Raw genomic sequence first — 21,058 nt, forward strand, 5'->3', positions numbered from 1 at the left:
CGGGCAGACCGGGCAGAGCGAAGCCCCAGCAGAGCGCGGCCGAGGCCCTCGACGGACGGAGTCCTCTCGGCGGGCTCATGGACGGGAGGCCCATGCCACAACAGGTTCCGCCCGTCACGCCCGACGGGCAGGAAGCGGCCGGCATCCTGGAGCGCGCGCGGGCGTCCGTCGACCCCGAGCTGCGCAGAGCCGTCGACTCGCTGCCGGGTTCGATGCGCCGGATCGCGCTCTACCACTTCGGCTGGGAGCACGCGGACGGCGCCCCGGCGGCGGGCAACGCGGGCAAGGCGATCCGGCCCGCCCTCGTGCTCACCGCCGCGGGAGCGCTCGGCGGGCAGCAGGCGTCGGCCGTACGGGCGGCCGCCGCGGTGGAGCTGATCCACAACTTCACCCTGCTGCACGACGACGTCATGGACCGGGACACCACCCGCAGACACCGGCCCACCGCGTGGACCGTGTTCGGCGACGCCGCCGCGATCCTCGCGGGGGACGCCCTGCAGGCGCTCGCCCAGCGGATGATGGCCGAGGACCCGCATCCGGCGTCCTCGGCCGCCGCCGCCCGGCTCGCGTCCTGCGTCGTCGAGCTGTGCGAGGGGCAGCACACCGACACGGCCATGGAGAAACGCAGCCCCGGCGAGGTCACCCTCGACGAGTGCCTCGCCATGGCCGAGGCGAAGACGGGCGCGTTGATCGGCTGTGCCTGCGCGATCGGCGGGCTCTACGCGGGAGCGGACGACGAGGACGTCGAGGCACTGGACGCGTTCGGCCGGGAGGCCGGGCTCGCCTTCCAGCTGATCGACGACGTGATCGGGATCTGGGGGGACCCGAGCCGTACCGGCAAGCCGGCCGGGGCGGACCTCATCGCCCGCAAGAAGTCCCTGCCCGTGGTGGCCGCGCTCGCCTCCGGCACCCCGGCGGCGACGGAACTCGCCGAACTGTACGGAGTTCCCTACGAGAAAGGTGAGTTGGACCGCACGGTGCTGGCCGTGGAGCGGGCGGGGGGCCGCGACTGGGCGCAGCTCCAGGCGGCCGACCGGATGTCCCGGGCGATGCACGAACTGTCCCGGGCGATCCCGGACCCGGAGGCCGCGGGCGGTCTCCTGGCACTCGCGGAGTTTGTCACGCGACGCAGTAACTGAAGCCGCCGAACGGCGGTTGAAGACCCCGGAGCCACCGGGACCGTACGGCACCTGACCTCCGTACGGTCCCGGGCTCCGGCCGGGGCGGATCCCGCGCATCCCCACGGTGCGCGGGGCCCGCCCCTCTGCCGCGCGTGATCCCCGCTAGGCTTCGACGGCCGTACGGCCAGGGGCGGTTGAGGGGAAGGGGCGGGACATGGGCGTGGCGATACGGGTGGCGGCCGAGGACGATCGCGAACGGGTCGTCCAGTTGCTCGACGACGCGTTCCGGGACGACCCGGTGAGCGGCTGGGTCTTCCCGGACGCGGCACACCGCCGTGACCGGCATCCCCGGCTGATGGCGGTGTTCGCCGACATCGTGTTCGCCGAGGGCCGTGTCGACATCACGGAGGACGGCGCGGCGTGCGCGCTGTGGCTGTCGGTGTCCGCCGACGCGGACGGGGACCACGCCGACCACGCGGACGAGGACGGTCCGGTCCAGCTGCGCGAGGCGGTGGACCCGGACAACGTACGGGTCGAACTGGTGGGCCGGCTCACCGCCGAGATCCACCCCTCCGGCCGCGCCCACGAGTATCTGTGGATGATCGCCGTGGCGCCGGAGCGCCAGGGCGAGGGTCTCGGCAGCGCGCTCGTCCGGTCGGTTCTCGACCGCTGCGACCAGGAGGGTGTCCCCGCCTATCTGGAGGCCAGCAACGAGCGCAGCCGCGCACTCTACGAGCGGCTCGGGTTCGGTCACACCGGCCGGCCCCTCGACCTGCCGGACGGCCCGCGCATGTGGCCGATGTGGCGCGAACCGCGGGCGGGGTCGGCCTCTGGGGCGTAGCCGGCGCGGGGGCCCCGGCCCGGGCCGCCCGCGCGCCCGGCCGTGCGGGAGGTGCGGGCTCGCGGGCCCCTCGGTGGGGGTCCCGGGTGCGGTGGGGGCCATGGAAGGCCGCGCGGGCGCGCACGGGCGCCGAAGCGGGTCCCGCCCTACCCTGGAGGCATGGGCACCGATGAGTATGTCTGCCCCGCCTGTGAGCAGCCGGTCGCCACGGTCGTACGGCGCCGCAAGACGCTGGGCGCGTTCGTCCCCGTCTGGGGTCCCGGTCCCTGCCACAACCCGCGGTGCGAGGCGTGCGTGGAGTCCGCGTCCTCCGCGGATACGCGTGATCCGGGAGAGGCCGGCGCGTCCCGGTGGCCCCGTGATCCCGGGCGGACGGCCGAACGGCGGCAGACGGCGGCGGAACAGGCCACGGAGAATTCCTGATCCGTGCGCCCCTGCTCGCCGGGTTCTCCGGCCGGGGCTCGCGGGGGTGCCGAGTCTGTCAGGCCGGGGGAGGCCGATGGTGGGGCAGGTCGGCGTGGACCCCCGACAACGCCAGCGCCATGACGGCCGTCGCGACGACGAGGAGCGCGCGGCCCGTCCCCCACGGCGCCATGAGCGTGCCCAGGGTCCCGCCCACGAACATGCCGCAGACGGTCGCGGTGAGACGGGTGCGCGCGAGTCGTCGCAGCTCCCCCTGCTCGCCGGCCGGGACCCGTGGCGCGGTGGCGACGTCCGCCACCAGCTGGACCAGGGACATCTGGAGGAGGAGCGTCGGCATGCCCGGCACCGCCACGCGCAGGACGACGGCGGACCTCACTCCCATGGCGAGGGCCACGACCGCGAGGGGGACCAGATCGGGATCATGAGCGAGCGAACCCGTCCCGCCGCGCAGCAGGGCCAGTGTCCCCGCGACCGCGAGAAGCACCCCCTCGGTGCCCAGCGCCGCCGGGAACCAGCGGTGTCCCCGCGCGGTGAGCGCGCGGATCGCGAAGGAGGCCGTGGCCACCCCGGCGGCGAACGTCACGAGCGCGACGGCGGGCCGGATCACGGAGACCGGGCCCGATCCGGCCCACGCGAAGGTCAGGAACAGCACATTGCCCGTCTCGAGCGCGGCGAACACCTGACCCATGGTCAGGAAGGTGATCGCGTCGACCGCCCCCGCCACCACGGTGAGCACCGTCATGATCGCGGTCCTGCGGTGCTCGGCATGGCCGAGGAAAGCGGGTACGGAGGCGGCTGAGCTTTCGGGCATGGGCAAGTCTCAGCAGATCGCGGGCCGGAGGGGTCGACCCCTGGGCGACACGCAGGGGGAGTACCGCCGTCTGCCGCAGCCGTCGCCGGCCGCGGCGGACGGGCGCGACATCGTCGCGACCCGCTCCCGAGAGCACTGACCGCCCGCCGCCACGGCATCCGCCCCGGAGACCGACCGAGGGGGCCTACCGGCCCGCGGTCACGGCCTTGAGTTCGGCCAGTGATTCCCGCACCAGCCGTGCCATCTCGCGTTCCTCGGTCGCCAAGATCCAGCGCTCGAAGCCGACCTTGAAGACGGCGACCCCGGCCTCCGCGGTCAGGCTCGCGGCCGGCTCCGTGACGCCGCGCCCGCGCAGGGCGCCGGCGAGCGCGGCCGCCATCGAGGCGAGCTTGATCAGCTCGCGCTCCTGGAGTTCCGTGTTCGCCATGATCACAGCCTGCCGTGCGCGCGCGAAGTCGCGGCGGTCGGCGAACACCTCGGAGACCGCGTCGAGCCCCACCGCCATCGCGTCGATCGGCGCGGCGGACTCCGGAGCGTCGGCGACCGCCCGTACGAAGAGCTCCTGCAACTGGCCGGAGCCGGCGAACAGCACCTCGCGCTTGTCGGCGTAGTGCCGGAAGAAGGTGCGCTCCGTGAGTCCGGCCCGTCTGGCGATCTCCGCCACCGTGGTCTGTTCGAAGCCGCGCTCGCTGTAGAGCTCCAACGCCGCCTTCGCCAGGCGCCCGCGCGCGTTCGGCTCCCATCTACCCATGCGCAGATCCTACGTGATGACAGCAACTGACATCAGGTGCTAGCGTCGATGACAGTAACTGACATCAATGGGTTTGGGGTTTCTCCATGCGCATCTTCGTGACCGGCGCGTCCGGGTGGATCGGTTCCGCCGTCGTTCCCGAGCTGACCGAGGCGGGGCACCGGGTCGTCGGACTCGCCCGCTCCGAGGCCTCCGCCGACGCGCTCACCGCGGCCGGGGTGGAGGTGGTCCGCGGCACCATCGACGATCTCGACGTGCTCCGGGACACGGCCGCGGCGTCGGACGGGGTGATCCACCTGGCCTTCAAGCACGACATCGCCTTCGCCGGCGGTTTCCAGGGCGCCGCCGAGGCCGATCGGCGCGCCGTCGACATCCTCGGTGACGCGCTCGCGGGCACCGACCGCCCCTTCGTCCTCGCCTCCGGCGTGCTGGGCCTCGCCCCCGGCCGGCCGGCCACCGAGCGGGACATGCCCGCCCTCGACGGCTCGCCGATCTCGATCCGGATGGCCACCGCCCAGGCGGTGCTCGCACTTGCCTCGCGCGGGGTGCGCTCGTCCGTGGTGCGGCTCTCTCCGACCTGCCACGGCGACGGGGACAACGGTTTCATGGCGGCCCTGGTCGCCATCGCCCGCGCCAAGGGCGTCTCCGGCTACCTCGGCGACGGTGCCAACCGCTGGCCGGCCGTCCACCGTCTGGACGCGGCACGGCTGTTCCGGCTCGCACTCGAGAAGGCGCCCGCCGGGGCGGTGCTGCACGGTGTCGCGGAGGAGGGCGTCGAGCTCCGTGACGTCGCCGGCGTGATCGGCCGTCACCTCGACGTGCCGGTGACCGCCGTGGCGCCCGAGGAGGCGACCGGGCACTTCGCCTGGCTGGGAGCCTTCCTCGGCCTCGACTCCCCGGCGTCGAACACCCTCACCCGCGAGCTGGTGGGCTGGGAGCCGGCTCACCCCGGTCTCCTGGAAGACCTCGACAAGGGCCACTACTTCACCGACACGACCGACACCCACGCCTGACCGTCGTGGAGGCGCCCCGCGCGGTACGTGTCGAGTGCCGTGCGGGGAGCGCGTCCGCGGGGCCGGTCCCCCCGGCGAGGAACGGAAGGGAAGGGAGGGGAGGGAGGGGAGGGAGGGGAGCTGGGAGGGGAAGCCGAGGCCGTACACCCGACGCCGTAGCGTTGGGGCATGTCCGAACCCCTGTTGCACATCACCGAGCGCTCGCTGTGGGACGCGGCCCGCGCGTCCGGCGCGTACGAGATGTCCACCCGTGGCCGCACCCTCGGGGAGGAGGGCTTCATCCACTGCTCGACGCGGGCCCAGCTCCCGCGGATCGCATCCTTCCTGTACGGGGCCTACGAGGGTCCCGACGACCTGGTGGTCCTGGTCGTCGACGCCGAACGGCTGGAGGTGCCCGTGCGGTACGAGGCCGTGAAGCCCGGCGGCGAGGAGTTCCCGCACGTCTACGGGCCGATCCCGGTCTCGGCGGTGGTGGACGTGGAGGTGTGGGAGCCGGCCTAGGTGTATCGCCGGCGGTCGGGCGTCCGCGGACGCCGGGGGACCGCCTGGGCCGGGGGACCGCCTGGACCGGGAGGCCGCCTAGACCGGGAGGCCGCCGGTGCCCGGGTCGCGGCCCGTCAGGCAGTACGTGCCGCCGGCCGGGTCCCGCATCACGGCCCAGTGCGTGCCGCGGCCGACGAGGGTGGCGCCCAGGCCCTCGTGGTGGGCGCGGACGGCCTCGATGTCCGAGCAGGCGAGGTCGAGGTGGGCCGAGGCGGGGCGATCGGTGCCGAGGCGTTGCAGGAGGATGCGGACGGGCAGGGCGGCGGGCGGCCTGATCACATGGAACTCCGGGAGCGAGCCGGGGTGGGACTCCCATCCGGTCAGGCCGCTCCAGAAGGCGATCTCCGCCTCGTACCGGGAGGGGGCCATGTCGACGCACACCTGGTCGAGGCGGCTGATGACGCGGGCGGGTCCCTCGGCCGCCGGCGGCCGTACCGACTCCCCCTGCCACGGGACCGCGCAGAACAGCAGGCCGCCCGGGGAGCGCAGCACGGCCCAGCCCCCCTTGTCGGCGATCCCGTTGTCGGACACGGTCTCGGCTCCGAGCCGCAGGGCCGACTCCACCAGCGCCGCCACGTCCTCGACGGCGAGGTCGAGGTGCGCGCCGCCCTCGCCCTCCTCGACGCCCTGCGCCTTCAGGCAGGCGTCCGCCCCGTCGGGCAGCAGGGTCACGAACCCGTCCTGTCCGCCGCGCGGTGCGGACGGGGCGGTCCCGGTGACGGAGGTCCAGAAGGCGCGGGCCGGCCCGAAGTCCTTCCTCGGCCGGTCGATGAAGGCGTACGTCCACCGGATGGGTTCGGTCCCGCGGATCGGTTCGGGCATGGTGCGGCTCCCCCGGTCGGACGTGTCGGACGGCTCGGACGGGTCGGAACTGTTCGGACGGGTCGGACCGTTCAGGCGGGTCGGACGGTTCAGGCCGTTCCCGCGGCGTCCCGTACCGTCTCCTGCCCGATCAGACCGCGCAACGACGTTTTCATCCGTGCGACAAAGGCGTCCCGCGCGGCGGGGGAGAGGACGTCCAGCGACAGATACGGGTTGAGGTCCTCCAGTTCGACGAGGAGCAGCCCACCGTCCGGGGCCCGGCAGGCGTCGACGCGCTGGATGCCGTACGCGATGTCGTTCCAGTCGACGAACCGCTGCGCGAACTCCCGGTCCCGCTCGGTCGCTTCGTAGGGCTCCAGCTCCCACCGCCGGTCCGGGCGGGGTGCGTACAGGGCGTACTGGAAGGTGCGGTCGACGAAGTAGAAGGACACCTCGTAGCGGAAGTCGATACGCGGCTGGACGAGACGGTCGTCGTACGACAGTTCGGCGAGCCGGCCGCGCGACACGAACTCCAGGCCTATCGAGTCCGCCCCCAGCTTCGGCTTCACCACGTACGTGTCGACGTCCGGCAGCCGGTGCAGGTCCCGTGCGCGGTCGACGGTGGGGATGACCGGGAACCCGGCCGCCGTGAGGTCGAGCAGGTACTGCTTGCCGGCCATGTCCCCCTTGCCGGAGAGCTGGTTGTACAGGCGGACGCCGTCCGCGAGCGCCCGCTGCCGGAAGGCGTCGTACTCCGCTCGGTAGCGCAGCACCGGCCCGCTGTTGCGGACGACCACGGCGTCGAAGCCGGTCATCAGCGCGGCCGCGTCCAGTGGATGGCACACGGCCACGTCGAAGTCCTCGCGCAGCCGGGAGGTGAGGAACACGTCCTCGTCGCCGTACCGCCGTCCCTTGGCCGGATAGGCCAGGTCGCTGACGTAGAGGACGCGGGAGCGCGCGGACGGCATGGGTGTCTCCGGTGGTGAGCGGTGCGGCGGGGCCGACGCAACGGTAACCGCAGCCGGATCCCGGGAGACGGGCACCGGAGGGACGAGCACCCGGGCCCGTCTCCCGGGGAACGGGCGCCGTGGTCAGGCCGCCGGGCGCTCCTTGAAGCGGAGGAGGTTGCCCGCCGGGTCACGGAACGCGCAGTCGCGGGCGCCCCACGGCTGGTCCGTCGGCTCCTGGAGGACTTCGGCGCCGGACATGCGGACCCGTTCGTAGAGGGCGTCGCAGTCGGTCGTGGAGAAGATGACCCCGCGCAGGATGCCCTTGGCGAGCAGTTCGACCATGGCCTGCTTGTCGGCGGGGGAGGCGTCCGGGCTCGCGTCCGGGGGCTCCAGGACGATCTCCACGTCCGGCTGGAGCGGCGGGCTGAGGGTCACCCAGCGCATCCCCTCGAACCCGACGTCGTTGCGTACTTCCAGGCCCAGGACGTCTCGGTAGAAGGCGAGCGCCTTGTCGTGGTCGTCCACGGCGATGAAGCACTGGGAAAGTTTCAGGTCCATGGCCCCAAGGCTAGGCCGAGGCGGGGCCGTTCCGTCGGGCGGACGGGGCCTACAGGCGCGTCCCCGGTTCCCCTGCTTCGGGTCTACGGTGGCGGGAGGGGCGGGTCAGGCGGCGGGTCACGCAGGGCGGGATGGGGGCGCCGTGGTCGTGCGGGCGGGCGCGGTAGGCGCTGGGGGTCTCACCGACCAGCTCCGTGAAGCGGGAGCTGAAGGAGCCGAGCGAGGTGCAGCCCACGGCGAGGCAGACCTCCGTGACCGTCAGGTCGCCGCGCCGCAGCAGGGCCTTGGCCCGCTCGATCCGGCGGGTCATCAGATAGCCGTACGGCGTCTCCCCGTACGCCGCGCGGAAGCTGCGCTGGAAGTGGCCGGGCGACATCAGCGCCGTACGGGCGAGCGCGGCGATGTCCAGCGGCTCCGCGTACTCACGGTCCATCCGGTCGCGTGTCCGGCGCAGCCGGACCAGGTCCTCCACAGTCACCCCTCCAGGATGGCACGGGCCACCGACAGCGGGGAGGGGCGTCACCCCCGCGGGTGCCCCCGGTGGCGTGCGGGCACGCGTGCCCGCTTGCTTGGACCGAGAGGGAACCGGGAAGGAGGGCGGGCGACGATGGAGCCGAACGACGAGCGGCTGCGGACACCGCGCGCCGCCGGCGTGGCCGGGGCGGTGTTCGCGGTGCTGCTGGCGGTGGCGATCGTCCTGGTGCGGATCTCCGTGCCCGCCGGGAACCCGCCCGGCGCGAAGATCGATCCGGACAAGCGGTGGGCGGTGCAGACGGCGCTGGAGATCCTTCCTTTCGCGGGCATCTTCTTCCTGTGGTTCATGGGTGCCGTGCGCGCACAGGTCGGCGACGCCGAGGACAGGTTCATCGCCACCGTCTTCCTGGGCAGTGGTCTGGTGTTCGTCGCCACGATGTTCGGGGCCGGTGCCGCGGCGGGCACCGTCCTGGACGAGGTCCGGTCCTCCGACTTCGGACGCTACTTCGCCTACACGATGATGACGACGTACGCGCTCCGGATGGCGGCCGTGTTCGTCTTCACGACCTCGACCATCGGACACCGCCTAGGTGTCCTGCCACGGCCCCTCGCCCTCTTCGGATACGTCGTGGGCCTGGTGCTGCTCGCCGCGGGGTCCTCCCTGCCCTGGTCCGAACTGGTCTTCCCGGCCTGGGCGCTGATCGTCAGCCTCCACATCCTCCGCGTCGGCCTGCGCGAACCGCGCCGGTCCCGGAGCCCGCGCTGACCCCTCAGTCCCGTCGGATGTCCCGGCGAGCGGGTCCGCGTCCTCTCCCGCATGCTGAAGGGCGAGGGGGCGGGACGGGGCCACGGAAAGGCTGTTCCTCGGTGAGACTTGTCGTCGATCTCAACCGCTGCCAGGGGTACGCGCAGTGCGCGTTCCTCGCTCCCGACGTGTTCGCCATGCACGGCGACGAAGCCCTGCTCTACAACCCGCAGGCCGACGAGAATCAGCGCGACGACGTGGCGCGAGCCGTCGCGGCCTGCCCCGTCCAGGCCATTCTCGTGGACGCCGACGACCGGGACGAGAACCCCGGAACCGCCCGGGAGGTCACCGGTGAGCAGTGACGGATCCCTCGACCGGCTCAAGCGCGAAGGACGTGTGGTCGTCGTGGGCGCCTCGCTCGCGGGGCTCCGGGCCGCGGAGACCCTGCGCGAAAAGGGGTTCGCAGGCTCCCTGACGATGGTCGGCGACGAGCCGTACGAGCCCTACGACCGGCCCCCGCTGTCCAAGCAGGTCCTGCTGGGCCGGGCGACGCCGGACCACACCTCCCTGCCCCGGCGCCGCGCGATCGACGCGCAGTGGCGGCTCGGGGTCCCGGCCACCGGTCTCGACATGGCGGCCCGGCGGGTACGGCTGGCCGACGGCGACGAGGTGGGGTACGACCGGCTGCTGATCGCCACCGGCGTCCGGGCCAGGCCCTGGCCGAGGGAGAGCGAGGCGGAGCTCGACGGTGTCTTCGTCCTGCGCACCCGCGACGACGCGAGGGGGCTGGAGCGCGCGCTCGCGCAGAATCCCCGCCGTGTGCTCGTCATCGGCGCCGGGTTCACCGGCTCGGAGATCGCCTCCGCCTGCCGGGAACGCGGGATCGCGGTCACCGTGGCCGAACGGGCCGCGGCACCCCTGGTCGGCGCGCTCGGCGGGGTCGTCGGTCAGGTCGCGGCCGAACTGCAGCGTGAGCACGGAGTCGACCTGCGCTGCGGCATCATGGTGACCGGCCTGGAGGGCGACGCCGCGAACCGGGTCCGCGCCGCCCATCTCTCCGACGGGAACACCGTCGAGGCCGATGTCGTGGTCGTGTGCCTCGGCGCCATGCGCAACACCGAATGGCTCGCGGGGTCCGGACTGGGCGCGGGCCCCCGGGGCATCGCCTGTGACGCCGGCTGCCGGGCCTTCGACATCCGCGGCATCGTCACCGACGACGTCTACGTGGCCGGCGACGTGGCGCGTTCCCCGCATCCGCTGTTCGGCTACCAGTTCCTGTCCCTCGAGCACTGGGGCAACGCCGTCGCGCAGGCCGAGACCGCGGCGCACAACATGATGAGCGACAGCGTGGACCGCCGCCCCCACATCTGGGTGCCGGCCTTCTGGTCCTCGCAGTTCGGAGTGAACATCAAGTCCGTGGGGGTGCCGTCGATGGGGACGGAGATCCTCATCGCGCAGGGCGCCCTCCACGAGCGCAGATTCACCGGCGTGTACGGGTACCAGGGGCGCGTCATCGGCGCCGTCACCTTCGACCAGACGAAGTGGCTGCAGTTCTACCAGCAGCTGATCGAGACCACGGCGCCCTTCCCGCCGTCCTTCCCGACCGTGGACCGCCGCCCCGAGGGACAGCGCCCGGTGGACGCGGACTTCCCCGACCCGTCAGTGCCCACGAGCGGCCCGACCGTCACCCTCACCGGATATTCGCCGGCCGACCGGCGGATGACGTTCACCCCCGCCGGGCACTGATCCGACGCTCACGAGGACGCACCATGACGCAAGCCATCCTGCGGCAGATCATCGACTACTCGCACCGCGCGAACCCGTATCCGCTCTACGAGGAACTCCGCGAGACCCCGGTGTACCACGACACGGACGGGCCGTACGTCGTCAGCAAGTACTACGACATCCAGAGCCTGCTGCACGACCCGCGGATCAGCTCCGACGCGCGCAACCTGAAGGCGGCGGCGGGCGATCCGCTGGGCGACACGGAGGAGGAGTCGGCGCTGCCGCCGGCGTTCCTGCGGCTCGACCCTCCGGAGCACGACCGGCTGCGGCGCATGACGAACCGTCCCTTCGGACCCCCGCACTCCCCGCGGCGCGTCCACGAGATGCACGGCGAGCTGGAGGACATCGTCTCCGGGCTCATCGACGGCATCGGCGACCCGGAGCGGATCGACCTGGTCGACCAGTTCTCGTACCCCTTCCCGGTGACCGTGATCTGCCGGCTCCTCGGCGTGCCGCGCGAGGACGAACCCCGCTTCCACACCTGGGCGGACATCCTCGCCGCCAGCCTGGACCCCGTCCCGGGCGCCGACGCCGGCGAGCGCGCCAAGGTCGCGAACAACGCCCGCACCGAGCTGGGCATGTATCTGGCCGGGCTGATCGAGGAACGCCGCAAGAAGCCGGGCGAGGACATGCTGTCGCAACTCGCCACCGCGCACGGGCCGGACGGCGCCATGACGACGATGGAGGTCATGAGCACCGCGGCGCTGCTGCTGATCGCCGGCCACGAGACCACGGTCAACCTCATCACCAACGGCATGCTGACCCTGCTGCGCAACCCCGGCATCCTGCAACGGCTGCGTGCGGACCCGAAGCTGGCCGTCCCCGTCGTCGAGGAGCTGCTCCGTTTCGAGCCGCCGGTGCAGCTGTTGCCGCAGCGCAGCACCCTCGCCGACATCGAGGTGCGCGGCGTGACCATCCCCAAGGGCTCGTCACTGTGGCTGGTGCTGGCGGCGGGCAACCGTGACCCCGACCGCTTCGAGAACCCGGACCGCTTCGACCCGGACCGCGGGGACATCCAGCACCTGGGCTTCGGCAGCGGCATCCACAGCTGCTTCGGCGCTCCGCTGGCCCGGCTGGAGGCGCAGCTCGCGCTCGGCGAACTGGCCCGCAGGCTGGAGAACCCCCGTCTCGTGGAGGACCCGCCCCCCTACCGGCAGAACGCGGTCCTGCGCGGCCCCCGGCACCTGTCGATCGCCTGCGACGGCATCCGCCCGTAGGGCGACGTCGCCGGCCCGCCCGGGCCGTGTCCGACGATTCCCGTCGGGCGGCACCCGCGGTCCGGACAGGACCTCACACGCACGCCCGAAGGGGCCCGGCCGGAACTCCGGCCGGGCCCCTTCGGAACGCCCGTCGACCTGCGAGGGTGCACCGCTCGCCGGTCATGGCGAACGTGGCCCGGATCAGGCCTTCTTGGTCTCCCAGAAGATCTTGTCGATCTGGGCGATGTAGTCCAGCGCCTTCTGGCCCGTGGCCGGGTCGGTGGACGCCTTGGCGGCCGAGAGGGCCTTCAGGGCGTCGTTGACCAGCTGGTGCAGCTCGGGGTACTTCTCGAAGTGCGGGGGCTTGAAGTAGTCGCTCCAGAGCACCGAGACGTGGTGCTTGGCGAGTTCGGCGCGCTGCTCCTTGATGACGGTGGCGCGAGCCTGGAAGTGCGGGTCGTCGTTGCCGGCCATCTTTTCCTGGACGGCCTTCACCGACTCCGCCTCGATGCGGGCCTGGGCAGGGTCGTACACGCCGCAGGGCAGGTCACAGTGCGCGCTGACCTTCACCTTGGGGGCAAACAGGCGGGAGAGCATGGAACTGTCCTTCCTCGTGATCGTCTTCTCAGGTGGGACATTACTCCGTGGGAGACGTCTTTTCGCGAGTGCCCCCGAGGGCTTAGGACAAAAGTCCGGGGCGAGACTGGGACTGGTGGAGGATGGACCGGGGAGGTGCCGGTGATGCCGGAGCTGTCGCAGGAGAGCGAACGTGGAAGGGCCGTGCTGCCGTTCGGGGCGGCCGAGGTGCGGGGACCCTCGATGGTTCCCACGCTCCAGCACGGGGATCGGCTCGTCGTGCAGTACGGGGCCCGGGTCAGGCCCGGTGACGTGGTCGTCCTGCGTCATCCGTTCCAGCAGGACCTGCTCGTGGTGAAGCGGGTGGCCCAGCGGCGGGAGGCCGGCTGGTGGGTGCTGGGTGACAACGCCTTCGCCGGCGGGGACAGTACCGACTACGGCGCCGTGCCCGAGGAACTCGTCCTCGGGAAGGTGCGGTTCCGGTACCGGCCCCTCAAGGACGGTCAGCGTTCGCCGTTCGCGCTGGTCCGCTGGGCGCTGTCGGCCGCCAGGCCCGTGCTCTCCGACCGGTCGGCCTCCAGGCGCTTGCGGGCCCGGTAGGCGGCCACGTTGGCGCGGGTCGCGCAGCGGTCCGAGCAGTAGCGCCGGGAGCGGTTCGTCGACGTGTCCAGGTAGGCGTTGCGGCACGGCGAGGCCTCGCACAGGCCGAGCCGGTCCACGCCGTACGAGGTGAGGTGGAAGGCGAGCCCCATGGCGGCGATCGCCGCGTAGCCCGCCGTCACGTTCGACGGGTGGTCCGCGAGGTGCATGTGCCACAGCGGGCGTCCGTCGTCGTCCCGGAAGTCGTGCCCGGAGATCTGCGGGCTGACGGGGAATTCCAGGAGCAGCGAGTTCAGGAGGTCGACCGCGAGGGTCTCGTCGCCGCCGTCCGCCGCCTCGAAGACGGCGCGCAGTCGCGCGCGGACCGAGCGGAAGCGTGTCACGTCGGCGTCCGTGGCGCGGCGCGCCGCCGAGGCGTTGCCCGCGAAGAGGTCGCGGACGGCCTCGACCGAGGTGAGCGCGTCCTTGCCCCGGGTCGGCTCCTCGCTGTTGACGAGACGAACCGCATAGTCCGAGTAATAGGCCAGTTCCACTTGTAGTCCTTACGGAGGCGCTCTATCGTCATGCGTGCGGTCAGGTAACGGCTGATTGCGCTTCCAGGGTATTACGCGGGTGAGTGAAGACGAGTGAAGAAGGGGCTTCCATGACCGTCAGCACCGGAACCGACCACACCGTGACGCACGGCACCGGAACCGACTGGCAGGCCTGGCAGGAGAGCTGGGACCGGCAGCAGGAGTGGTACATGCCGGACCGCGAGGAGCGCTTCCGGGTGATGCTCGACATGGTCGAGGCCCTGGTCGGCCCCGCGCCGCGCGTCCTCGACCTCGCCTGCGGCACCGGCACCATCACCGCCCGGCTCCTCGCCCGGCTCCCGCGGGCCACCAGCACCGGCGTCGACCTCGACCCCGCGCTGCTCACCATCGCCGAGGGCACCTTCGCGGGCGACGACCGGGTCTCCTTCGTCACGGCCGACCTCAAGGACCCGCACTGGACGACCCGGCTGCCGTACGAGTCCTACGACGCCGTGCTGACGGCCACGGCCCTGCACTGGCTGCACAGCGACCCCCTCGCGGCCCTCTACGGCCGGATCGCGGGGATCGTCCGCGCCGGCGGGGTCTTCATGAACGCCGACCACATGATCGACGAGTCCACGCCCCTGATCAACGCGGCCGAGCGCGCGCAGCGGCACGCCCGGATGGACCGGGCCAAGGAGGGCGGTGTGCTCGACTGGGCCGCGTGGTGGGAACTGGCCGCCCAGGACCCGGTCCTCGCCGCCCCGACCGCCCGCCGCTTCGAGATCTACGGCGAGCACGCCGACGGCGACACCCCGTCCGCCGACTGGCACGCGCGCGTGCTGCGCGAGAAGGGCTTCGCGGAGGCACGGACGGTGTGGCGCTCGCCTTCGGACGCGCTGGTGCTGGCGGTCAAGTAGGGCACTCGAAGGCGGGGGCGATCGTGCCTGCCGCCACCAAAGCACGCGATTTCGGCAGGTCCGAGGCGTGGCCCGCGGTCTGATGCTCCGGATATCGTTTCGAGCGATCGATTCGAACATCTGTCCACTGCTCGTCGTGTGCTCGAAGGCCTGGATTCGACCACCCGGGCGGGCGCGCGACGGATGAAGGGGGAAATCAGTGCGCAGCAAGGTATTCGCCGCCGTGGTGCCTGCTCTTTTCGCGGCCGCGGCGATCGTTCCGTTGACGGCGGCTCCGGCTTCGGCCGATCCGGCCTGCGCGGAAGACGTGTACGGCAACGTCGTCCATTCCGGGAGCCAGGACGCCTACAAGATCGACGTCACGCTCAACCGCTGTGCCCGTCCGACCCGGGCGATGGCGAAGTGCGCGGCTCTCGGCGGATCGGGCATCAACTACGGCCCTTCCGTCACGCGGGGAACCAGCCGGACCGATTTCTGCGCCCGGGGATCGGAGATGGTGAAGTCGGGGTGGCAGGTGTACTACAACGGCAGGTGGAACAACCGCTGGGTGGACTGACGCCCTTCACGGCATCGTGAAGTCTCACGAGGTGTGAAGACGTAGGACCAAGGGGCCTGTCATGTCGAGCGACATGACAGGCCCCTGTGTTTCACCCATTGCCCTGCGGCGCGCTACAGCACCTTCGACAGGAACGACTTGGTGCGGTCGTGCTGAGGGTTCGTCAGCACCTCCCGCGGGTGGCCGGACTCGACCACCACACCGTCGTCCATGAAGACCAGCGAGTCGCCGACCTCGCGGGCGAAACCCATCTCGTGGGTGACGACGATCATCGTCATGCCGTCCTCCGCGAGGTCCCGCATGACGTCGAGGACCTCGCCGACGAGTTCCGGGTCGAGCGCGGACGTCGGCTCGTCGAAGAGCATCAGCTTGGGCTCCATCGCCAGCGCACGGGCGATGGCGACGCGCTGCTGCTGACCGCCGGAGAGCTGTGCGGGGTAGTGGCCGGTCCGGTCACCCAGACCGACCCGGTCCAGCAGCCGCTGTGCGCGCTCCCGGGCAACGGCCTTGCTCTCGCCCTTGACCTGAAGGGGCGCCTCCATGACGTTCTCCAGCGCCGTCATGTGCGGGAAGAGGTTGAAGCGCTGGAACACCATGCCGATGTCCCGCCGCTGGGCCGCCACCTCACGCTCTTTCAGCTCGTAGAGCTTGTCGCCCTTCTGGCGGTAGCCGACGAGCTGGCCATCGACCGACAGCCGGCCGGCGCTGATCTTCTCCAGGTGGTTGATGCACCGCAGGAAGGTCGACTTGCCGGAGCCGGACGGGCCGATCAGACAGAACACCTCACGCGGATTCACCTCCAGGTCGATGCCCTTGAGGATGTGCGCGAGCCCGAAGGACTTGTGCACGCCCTCGGCCTTGACCATCGGCCGACCGCTTGTGCTCTTGCTGAGGTCACTCATCGGGCCACCTCCGGGCGGCGGAACGAACCGAACTGACGGAGGTTCTTCCTGAGGCGCTGCAGCGGTGTCGGCGGCAGGTTGCGCGACGAACCGCGGGCGTAACGGCGCTCCAGGTAGTACTGGAAGACACTGAAGACGCTGGTCAGGATCAAGTACCAAATGGATGCCACAAGGAACATCTCGACGACCGCCAGTGAGGTGCTGGAGATGTCCTGGGCCCGTTTGATGAGTTCGTTGAACTGCACGGCGTAGGCGAGCGACGACGTCTTCAGCATGTTGATGAACTCGTTGCCGGTGGGCGGGACGATCACCCGCATCGCCTGCGGGAGGACGATCCGCCGCAGTGTCTTGCCCTGGGTCATGCCCAGGGCGTGCGACGCCTCCGTCTGACCCTCGTCCACGGACTGGATGCCGGCCCGGACGATCTCCGACATGTACGCGGCCTCGTTGAGGCCGAGACCGAGCAGGGCGGCCAGGAACGGGGTCATCACCTGGTTCATCTCGTCCTTGTAGAACCCCAGGTTGAGGATGGGGAACACCAGCGAGATGTTGTACCAGAGGAGCAGTTGCACCAGCACCGGGGTGCCGCGGAAGAACCAGACGTAGAACCAGCCCACGGTGCTGGTGACCGGGTTCGACGACATCCGCATCACGGCGAGGATCACGCCGAGGACGAGTCCGACCACCATGGCGAGCACGGAGATGTACAGCGTGTGCCAGACGCCGGACAGGATGGTCCCGTCCGTCAGGTAGTCCGGGATGATGCCGTAGTTGATGTTCGCGTTGGAGAACGCGATCCCGATCAGCACCAGCACGGCGATGACCGCCGCGCCGGCCACCCAGCGGCCGTAGTGGCGCACCGGGATGGCCTTGATCTGCTCCGGCGGCAGTGAGGACGCCGGAGTCTTGTCGACAGTGTCAGTCACAGTGACTGCCCTTCAGTGTTGCGCCGGGCCGTCAGGAGCCGCCGTTGATCTTCGACGAGGTCACGGCGCCGTCCGTGACGTTCCACTTCTCCATGATCTTCGTGTATTCGCCGTTCTTGATGATCGCGTCCAGGGCGGCCTGGAGGGCGTCGCGGAGCTGGGTGCTCTCCTTGCTGATGCCGATGCCGTACGGGCCGGCCTCGATCTGGTCGCCGACGACCTCGAAGTCCTTGCCGCCACCGGAGGTCTTCGCGTTGTAGGCCGCGACCGGGAAGTCGTTCAGGTCGGCGACGGACGCGCCCTGCTTGAGACGGAGCAGAGCCTCGGGGTCGGTGTCGAAGGTCTGCAGCGTGATGGCCTTCTTGCCGTCCTTCTTGCACTTCGTGCTCTGCGCCTTGGCGATGCCCTCGGACGTGGTGCCCTGCTGCAGGGCCACGACCTTGCCGCACAGGTCGTCCAGGGACTTGATGCCCTTGGGGTTGCCCTTCTGGACGAGGATCGATGTGCCGGCGGTGAAGTAGTCGACGAAGTCGATGCCGTTGCCGACCTTCTTACCGGTGTCCGAGTCGATGCCGTTCTGCCGGTCCTTCGTGTCATTCATCGCGGACATGATCACGTTGAACCGCTTGGCCTGCAGACCGACGATGAGCTGCGCGAACTTGCCGTTCTGGAAGTCGACCTTGACGCCCAGCTGCTTGCCCAGGGCGTCCGCGATGTCGGGGTCGATGCCGACGGCCTTGCCGCCCTGCATGTACTCGACCGGCGGATAGGCGATGTCGGAGCCGACCTTGATGACGCCCGCGTCCCGGATGTCCTTGGGGAGCTTGCCGGCGAGCGGCGCCGAGGACGACGACGTGTCCGAGCTGCTGCTGTCGCTGCTCTTGTCCGTCTGGTCACCGCAGCCGGTGAGAACCAGGGCCCCGGCGACCGCGATCGCACCGACCGCTGCTATCCGGGACTGCGCGGCCGTCGTACGACGGGTGGTGCTTGCGGTCATGGTGGGTGCCTCCGGCGGATGAGGGAGTTGCCGATGGGTCGACGAGAACACACACCTTTGGGTGTCGCGACCTCGTGTGATGACGGCATCTTGCCATTCGGATTGCGCCCTTCAGAGGACTCGCTATGTCAAAATCGGATAACGGGTGACCCCCGGACCAACACTGGGTGCCCGGGTCGGGCCGGATCCTGTGCGGGAATCCTCCCTTTCGGCCGGAAGATCTTCGGTGCACCTCCGGATGCGGACCGCCACGACTCCGCGCTTGCGACGACATGACGTCAAATCCTGGACTTGTCCACATATTCGGGTATGAGTCATGTCACCGGCGTGTGAGCTTCGCGTTATGGGCTCGTCCTCGGCACAGTCCGTCCGGTAAGAAGGTTCTTTACACCCCTCATCCGGGGCTCAGGGCGCGTGTGCGGCGCGCCCGTCGCGTATCCGCCCGTACGCAACCACGGCGGCAGGGCATACGCGGTGCCCGCCCACCCCTCAACCAGGAGTGGTCACCCTCAATCAATGAAGACTTAAGGGGTAAAACAAAGTGGCAGCGGAGATCGTCAATCCTCGCAGCGACAGCAGTACGGGTCCCGAAGGCGACGTGGAGCCGGTGAATTCCGACGGCTCCGTGGACTCGCTGGCCTTCGACCCGGCGTTCGCGCTGCACCGTGGCGGAAAGATGGCCGTGCAGGCCACCGTGCCCGTGCGGAACAAGGACGACCTGTCCCTGGCGTACACACCCGGCGTCGCGAAGGTGTGCAGCGCCATCGCCGAGCAGCCCGAACTGGTCCACGACTACACGTGGAAGTCGTCCGTGGTCGCGGTGGTGACGGACGGCACGGCCGTGCTCGGCCTCGGCGACATCGGCCCGGAGGCCTCGCTCCCCGTGATGGAGGGCAAGGCGATCCTGTTCAAGCAGTTCGGCGGGGTGGACGCCGTGCCGATCGCGCTGGACTGCACGGGCGTCGACGAGATCGTCGAGACCGTGGCCCGTCTCGCGCCGTCCTTCGGCGGAGTCAACCTGGAGGACATCTCGGCGCCGCGGTGCTTCGAGATCGAGCGGAAGCTCCAGGAGCGGCTGGACATTCCCGTCTTCCACGACGACCAGCACGGGACGGCCGTGGTGACGCTGGCGGCCCTGCGGAACGCCGCGAAGCTGACCGGGCGCTCGCTCGGCGAGCTGCGTGCGGTGATCTCCGGCGCCGGTGCGGCCGGGATCGCCATCGCCAAGTTCCTGCTGGAGGCCGGCATCGGCGACGTGGCCGTCGCGGACCGCAAGGGCGTCGTGTCGTCCGACCGGGACGACCTCACGGACGTCAAGCGGGAGCTCGCCGCGATCAGCAACAAGGCGGGGCTCTCCGGCTCGCTGGAAGCGGCGCTCGCGGGTGCGGACGTCTTCATCGGTGTCTCCGGCGGCACGGTTCCGGAGCCGGCGGTGGCTTCCATGGCCGAGGGCTCGTTCGTGTTCGCCATGGCCAACCCGAACCCGGAGGTGCATCCGGAGATCGCCCACAAGTACGCGGCGGTGGTCGCCACCGGGCGGTCCGACTTCCCGAACCAGATCAACAACGTGCTGGCGTTCCCCGGCATCTTCGCCGGGGCGCTGCAGGTGCGGGCGTCCCGGATCACGGAGGGAATGAAGATCGCGGCGGCCGACGCGCTGGCCGCGGTCGTCGGGGACGACCTCGCCGCCGACTACGTCATCCCCTCGCCGTTCGACGAGCGGGTGGCGCCCGCGGTGACCGCGGCGGTGGCCGCGGCCGCCCGGGCCGAAGGGGTCGCGCGCCGGTGAGGTGAGCGGTTCGGCACCGTTTCGCTCGTGAGCGGTTCGCGAGCCGCGTGAGCGTGGTTCGAGGGCGGCTTCACGCGTTTCGGTGCCGTTCGAGAGCGGATTCTGTGGCCTCGCCGGGTTGTGCCCCCGGCGGGGCCTCTTCCTTTGCCCGGGCACTGGGCCGTACGGATGGTTCTCGGGGCGATCCGGTACGGGTGTGAGGTGGGCCGCGGGACGGGCGGGACGCGTGTCACAGCGGGACGTGGTTCCGCGGCGCGGGGGCGGAGCCTATCGTCAAGGTCATGTTCGCTGCCTACGCCGCTCGCATTGACCGTGACCAGCCGCTCAACGGCCTGGAGTTGGGGGAGCGCCCGGCCCCCGAGCAGAGGCCCGGCTGGACGACCGTGAACGTCAGGGCCGCGTCCCTGAACCACCACGACCTCTGGTCCCTCCGGGGAGTGGGCCTCGCCGAGGACAAGCTGCCGATGATCCTCGGTTGCGACGCGGCCGGCGTCGACGAGGACGGCAACGAGGTCGTCCTTCACTCCGTCATCGGGCAGACGGGGCACGGGGTCGGCCCCGAGGAGCCCCGGTCGATCCTCACCGAGCGCTACCAGGGAACCTTCGCCGAGCAGGTCGCGGTTCCGGCGTGGAACGTCCTCCCGAAGCCCAAGGAGCTCTCGTTCGAGGAGGCCGCCTGCCTGCCGACGGCGTGGCTGACGGCGTACCGCATGCTCTTCACCAACGCCGGGGTGCGGCCGGGCGACTCGGTCCTCGTGCAGGGGGCCGGCGGGGGTGTCGCGACCGCCGCGATCGTGCTCGGTAAGGCCGCCGGGCTGAGGGTCTTCGCGACGAGCCGTGACGAGGCCAGGCGCAAGCGGGCCGTCGAACTCGGGGCCGTGGAGGCGCTGGAGTCCGGCGCGCGGCTGCCGCAGCGGGTGGACGCCGTCATCGAGACGGTGGGCGCGGCCACGTGGTCGCACAGCATCAAGTCGCTGCGGCCCGGCGGCACGCTGGTGATCTCGGGCGCGACGAGCGGGGACCGTCCCGCGCACGCCGAGCTGACCCGGATCTTCTTCCTGGAGCTCAAGGTCGTCGGCTCCACGATGGGCACCAGGGACGAGCTGGAGGATCTGCTGTCCTTCTGTGCCGCCACCGGGGTGCGGCCCGTCATCGACGAGGTGCTGCCGCTCGATCGGGCCCGGGAGGGGTTCGAGCGGATCGCGGCGGGTGATCAGTTCGGGAAGATCGTTCTCACGGTGGGCTGAGGTCCACCCGGCCGGGTG

General features: G+C 71.0%; 25 protein-coding genes. 14 read left to right on the plus strand and 11 right to left on the minus strand.

All coding sequences use genetic code 11. The annotated features are described in order from the left end of the window. Positions 1-77 precede the first annotated feature (77 nt). The 3 genes from OHB41_RS30470 to OHB41_RS30480 all read left to right on the plus strand — a co-directional run bounded on the left by OHB41_RS30470 (position 78) and on the right by OHB41_RS30480 (position 2,385). Positions 78-1,139: a family 2 encapsulin nanocompartment cargo protein polyprenyl transferase gene (locus OHB41_RS30470; protein ID WP_526024981.1), complete on the plus strand. Its 1,062-nt coding sequence runs from the start codon at positions 78-80 to the stop codon at positions 1,137-1,139. Between the two features lie 196 nt (positions 1,140-1,335). Beyond that, entirely contained in the window at positions 1,336-1,962 is a 627-nt protein-coding gene (locus OHB41_RS30475) for a GNAT family N-acetyltransferase (protein WP_266701296.1), read from the plus strand. A gap of 159 nt (positions 1,963-2,121) precedes the next feature. Continuing rightward, complete coding sequence (locus OHB41_RS30480) at positions 2,122-2,385, plus strand: hypothetical protein (RefSeq protein ID WP_266701297.1); 264 nt, start codon at positions 2,122-2,124, stop codon at positions 2,383-2,385. A gap of 58 nt (positions 2,386-2,443) precedes the next feature. Here OHB41_RS30480 and OHB41_RS30485 read toward each other — a convergent pair whose 3' ends face one another. After that, entirely contained in the window at positions 2,444-3,196 is a 753-nt protein-coding gene (locus OHB41_RS30485; RefSeq protein ID WP_266701298.1) for a YoaK family protein, read from the minus strand. A gap of 184 nt (positions 3,197-3,380) precedes the next feature. After that, positions 3,381-3,947, minus strand: a complete 567-nt coding sequence (locus tag OHB41_RS30490; RefSeq protein WP_266701299.1) for a TetR family transcriptional regulator — start codon at positions 3,945-3,947, stop codon at positions 3,381-3,383. An 86-nt stretch (positions 3,948-4,033) separates the two neighbouring features. On the opposite strand from OHB41_RS30490, the gene OHB41_RS30495 reads away from it, so the two are divergent. Then, a complete protein-coding gene (locus OHB41_RS30495) occupies positions 4,034-4,960 on the plus strand; it encodes an SDR family oxidoreductase (RefSeq protein ID WP_266701300.1) in 927 nt (308 codons plus the stop codon). A gap of 168 nt (positions 4,961-5,128) precedes the next feature. Continuing rightward, positions 5,129-5,461: a DUF952 domain-containing protein gene (locus OHB41_RS30500; RefSeq protein ID WP_266701301.1), complete on the plus strand. Its 333-nt coding sequence runs from the start codon at positions 5,129-5,131 to the stop codon at positions 5,459-5,461. 78 nt (positions 5,462-5,539) lie between these two features. Here OHB41_RS30500 and OHB41_RS30505 read toward each other — a convergent pair whose 3' ends face one another. The 4 genes from OHB41_RS30505 to OHB41_RS30520 all read right to left on the minus strand — a co-directional run bounded on the left by OHB41_RS30505 (position 5,540) and on the right by OHB41_RS30520 (position 8,290). Continuing rightward, positions 5,540-6,325, minus strand: a complete 786-nt coding sequence (locus OHB41_RS30505; protein WP_266701302.1) for a VOC family protein — start codon at positions 6,323-6,325, stop codon at positions 5,540-5,542. 89 nt (positions 6,326-6,414) lie between these two features. Then, positions 6,415-7,272: an ATP-grasp domain-containing protein gene (locus OHB41_RS30510; RefSeq protein ID WP_266701303.1), complete on the minus strand. Its 858-nt coding sequence runs from the start codon at positions 7,270-7,272 to the stop codon at positions 6,415-6,417. 123 nt (positions 7,273-7,395) lie between these two features. Beyond that, on the minus strand, positions 7,396-7,812 hold the full coding sequence (locus OHB41_RS30515; protein ID WP_266701304.1) for a VOC family protein: 417 nt from the start codon (positions 7,810-7,812) through the stop codon (positions 7,396-7,398). Positions 7,813-7,861: 49 nt separating this feature from the next. After that, positions 7,862-8,290, minus strand: a complete 429-nt coding sequence (locus OHB41_RS30520) for a helix-turn-helix transcriptional regulator (RefSeq protein ID WP_266701305.1) — start codon at positions 8,288-8,290, stop codon at positions 7,862-7,864. Between the two features lie 129 nt (positions 8,291-8,419). Between OHB41_RS30520 and OHB41_RS30525 the strand changes: the two genes are divergently transcribed. The 4 genes from OHB41_RS30525 to OHB41_RS30540 all read left to right on the plus strand — a co-directional run bounded on the left by OHB41_RS30525 (position 8,420) and on the right by OHB41_RS30540 (position 12,033). Continuing rightward, positions 8,420-9,052, plus strand: coding sequence for a hypothetical protein (locus tag OHB41_RS30525; RefSeq protein ID WP_266701306.1), 633 nt, complete (start codon positions 8,420-8,422; stop codon positions 9,050-9,052). 101 nt (positions 9,053-9,153) lie between these two features. Further along, positions 9,154-9,393: a ferredoxin gene (locus tag OHB41_RS30530; RefSeq protein WP_266701307.1), complete on the plus strand. Its 240-nt coding sequence runs from the start codon at positions 9,154-9,156 to the stop codon at positions 9,391-9,393. Then, positions 9,383-10,777, plus strand: coding sequence for an NAD(P)/FAD-dependent oxidoreductase (locus tag OHB41_RS30535; RefSeq protein ID WP_266701308.1), 1,395 nt, complete (start codon positions 9,383-9,385; stop codon positions 10,775-10,777). Before OHB41_RS30530 ends, OHB41_RS30535 begins: the two co-directional genes overlap by 11 nt. 23 nt (positions 10,778-10,800) lie before the next feature. After that, positions 10,801-12,033, plus strand: coding sequence for a cytochrome P450 (locus OHB41_RS30540; RefSeq protein WP_266701309.1), 1,233 nt, complete (start codon positions 10,801-10,803; stop codon positions 12,031-12,033). Positions 12,034-12,216: 183 nt separating this feature from the next. Here OHB41_RS30540 and sodN read toward each other — a convergent pair whose 3' ends face one another. Continuing rightward, positions 12,217-12,612: a superoxide dismutase, Ni gene (sodN, locus tag OHB41_RS30545; RefSeq protein WP_023546844.1), complete on the minus strand. Its 396-nt coding sequence runs from the start codon at positions 12,610-12,612 to the stop codon at positions 12,217-12,219. 144 nt (positions 12,613-12,756) lie between these two features. On the opposite strand from sodN, the gene sodX reads away from it, so the two are divergent. After that, positions 12,757-13,191 (plus strand): nickel-type superoxide dismutase maturation protease, encoded by a 435-nt coding sequence (gene sodX / locus OHB41_RS30550; RefSeq protein WP_266701310.1) that lies wholly within the window; start codon positions 12,757-12,759, stop codon positions 13,189-13,191. Here the strand turns inward: sodX and OHB41_RS30555 are convergent. Continuing rightward, on the minus strand, positions 13,095-13,724 hold the full coding sequence (locus OHB41_RS30555; protein WP_266701311.1) for a CGNR zinc finger domain-containing protein: 630 nt from the start codon (positions 13,722-13,724) through the stop codon (positions 13,095-13,097). The genes sodX and OHB41_RS30555 overlap by 97 nt on opposite strands. Positions 13,725-13,834: 110 nt before the next feature. Between OHB41_RS30555 and OHB41_RS30560 the strand changes: the two genes are divergently transcribed. Further along, positions 13,835-14,623: a class I SAM-dependent methyltransferase gene (locus OHB41_RS30560; protein WP_266701312.1), complete on the plus strand. Its 789-nt coding sequence runs from the start codon at positions 13,835-13,837 to the stop codon at positions 14,621-14,623. A 199-nt stretch (positions 14,624-14,822) separates the two neighbouring features. Then, positions 14,823-15,179 carry a hypothetical protein gene (locus OHB41_RS30565; protein ID WP_266701313.1) on the plus strand — a complete coding sequence of 119 codons (357 nt, stop codon included), beginning with the start codon at positions 14,823-14,825 and terminating at the stop codon, positions 15,177-15,179. Between the two features lie 113 nt (positions 15,180-15,292). On the opposite strand, the gene OHB41_RS30570 is transcribed toward OHB41_RS30565, so the two are convergent. From OHB41_RS30570 to OHB41_RS30580, 3 genes are read right to left on the minus strand one after another with little or no spacing between them, the layout of a single operon-like run. Beyond that, a complete protein-coding gene (locus tag OHB41_RS30570; protein WP_323138412.1) occupies positions 15,293-16,081 on the minus strand; it encodes an amino acid ABC transporter ATP-binding protein in 789 nt (262 codons plus the stop codon). Beyond that, a complete protein-coding gene (locus OHB41_RS30575) occupies positions 16,078-17,007 on the minus strand; it encodes an amino acid ABC transporter permease (RefSeq protein WP_266701314.1) in 930 nt (309 codons plus the stop codon). Before OHB41_RS30575 ends, OHB41_RS30570 begins: the two co-directional genes overlap by 4 nt. Before the next feature lie 31 nt (positions 17,008-17,038). Then, complete coding sequence (locus OHB41_RS30580; RefSeq protein WP_266701315.1) at positions 17,039-18,004, minus strand: ABC transporter substrate-binding protein; 966 nt, start codon at positions 18,002-18,004, stop codon at positions 17,039-17,041. 541 nt (positions 18,005-18,545) lie between these two features. Between OHB41_RS30580 and OHB41_RS30585 the strand changes: the two genes are divergently transcribed. Continuing rightward, the gene (locus OHB41_RS30585; protein ID WP_266701316.1) at positions 18,546-19,793 is read left to right on the plus strand and encodes an NAD(P)-dependent malic enzyme; all 1,248 of its coding nucleotides are present in this window, start codon (positions 18,546-18,548) and stop codon (positions 19,791-19,793) included. A gap of 281 nt (positions 19,794-20,074) precedes the next feature. Then, on the plus strand, positions 20,075-21,040 hold the full coding sequence (locus OHB41_RS30590) for a zinc-binding dehydrogenase (RefSeq protein WP_266701317.1): 966 nt from the start codon (positions 20,075-20,077) through the stop codon (positions 21,038-21,040). Positions 21,041-21,058 lie beyond the last annotated feature (18 nt).

It is taken from the genome of Streptomyces sp. NBC_01571 (assembly GCF_026339875.1).
GTDB lineage: Bacteria > Actinomycetota > Actinomycetes > Streptomycetales > Streptomycetaceae > Streptomyces.

What these genes read in the sequence shown, in the direction of transcription:
- OHB41_RS30470 (WP_526024981.1), top strand. Translation starts at nt 78, where the DNA reads ATGGACGGGAGGCCCATGCCACAACAGGTTCCGCCCGTCACGCCCGAC.
- OHB41_RS30475 (WP_266701296.1), top strand. Translation starts at nt 1,336, where the DNA reads ATGGGCGTGGCGATACGGGTGGCGGCCGAGGACGATCGCGAACGGGTC.
- OHB41_RS30480 (WP_266701297.1), top strand. Translation starts at nt 2,122, where the DNA reads ATGGGCACCGATGAGTATGTCTGCCCCGCCTGTGAGCAGCCGGTCGCC.
- OHB41_RS30485 (WP_266701298.1), bottom strand. Translation starts at nt 3,196, where the DNA reads ATGCCCGAAAGCTCAGCCGCCTCCGTACCCGCTTTCCTCGGCCATGCC.
- OHB41_RS30490 (WP_266701299.1), bottom strand. Translation starts at nt 3,947, where the DNA reads ATGGGTAGATGGGAGCCGAACGCGCGCGGGCGCCTGGCGAAGGCGGCG.
- OHB41_RS30495 (WP_266701300.1), top strand. Translation starts at nt 4,034, where the DNA reads ATGCGCATCTTCGTGACCGGCGCGTCCGGGTGGATCGGTTCCGCCGTC.
- OHB41_RS30500 (WP_266701301.1), top strand. Translation starts at nt 5,129, where the DNA reads ATGTCCGAACCCCTGTTGCACATCACCGAGCGCTCGCTGTGGGACGCG.
- OHB41_RS30505 (WP_266701302.1), bottom strand. Translation starts at nt 6,325, where the DNA reads ATGCCCGAACCGATCCGCGGGACCGAACCCATCCGGTGGACGTACGCC.
- OHB41_RS30510 (WP_266701303.1), bottom strand. Translation starts at nt 7,272, where the DNA reads ATGCCGTCCGCGCGCTCCCGCGTCCTCTACGTCAGCGACCTGGCCTAT.
- OHB41_RS30515 (WP_266701304.1), bottom strand. Translation starts at nt 7,812, where the DNA reads ATGGACCTGAAACTTTCCCAGTGCTTCATCGCCGTGGACGACCACGAC.
- OHB41_RS30525 (WP_266701306.1), top strand. Translation starts at nt 8,420, where the DNA reads ATGGAGCCGAACGACGAGCGGCTGCGGACACCGCGCGCCGCCGGCGTG.
- OHB41_RS30540 (WP_266701309.1), top strand. Translation starts at nt 10,801, where the DNA reads ATGACGCAAGCCATCCTGCGGCAGATCATCGACTACTCGCACCGCGCG.
- sodN (WP_023546844.1), bottom strand. Translation starts at nt 12,612, where the DNA reads ATGCTCTCCCGCCTGTTTGCCCCCAAGGTGAAGGTCAGCGCGCACTGT.
- sodX (WP_266701310.1), top strand. Translation starts at nt 12,757, where the DNA reads ATGCCGGAGCTGTCGCAGGAGAGCGAACGTGGAAGGGCCGTGCTGCCG.
- OHB41_RS30560 (WP_266701312.1), top strand. Translation starts at nt 13,835, where the DNA reads ATGACCGTCAGCACCGGAACCGACCACACCGTGACGCACGGCACCGGA.
- OHB41_RS30570 (WP_323138412.1), bottom strand. Translation starts at nt 16,081, where the DNA reads ATGAGTGACCTCAGCAAGAGCACAAGCGGTCGGCCGATGGTCAAGGCC.
- OHB41_RS30580 (WP_266701315.1), bottom strand. Translation starts at nt 18,004, where the DNA reads ATGACCGCAAGCACCACCCGTCGTACGACGGCCGCGCAGTCCCGGATA.
- OHB41_RS30590 (WP_266701317.1), top strand. Translation starts at nt 20,075, where the DNA reads ATGTTCGCTGCCTACGCCGCTCGCATTGACCGTGACCAGCCGCTCAAC.